General features: G+C 73.7%; 1 pseudogene. It reads right to left on the minus strand.

Annotation, left to right across the window (positions count from 1 at the left end):
- Nucleotides 1-68: 68 nt before the first annotated feature.
- A pseudogene (locus ID132_RS14210) lies at nt 69-213 on the minus strand (cyclase family protein); the annotation flags it as partial.

The following is a 213-nucleotide window of genomic DNA, read 5'->3' on the forward strand; positions in this document are numbered from 1 at the left end:
CACGCCGAAGCAGTGCCGCGCGCCGAGCTTCGCGAGCGCCTGGCCCACGAGCTCGGCGACGGTCATGCTCACGCCTGCCCCTCGACCAGCGCGAACACGCGGGTCGGGCTACCGGTGCCGCCGACGATCGGCAGCGGCGCGACCACGATCACCGCACCGCGCGCGGGCAGCGACGCGAGGTTCTGCAGCGACGTGATGCCGTACTTGTCGGCG

Source organism: Gulosibacter sediminis (genome assembly GCF_014904065.1).
GTDB classification, from domain to species: domain Bacteria; phylum Actinomycetota; class Actinomycetes; order Actinomycetales; family Microbacteriaceae; genus Gulosibacter; species Gulosibacter sediminis.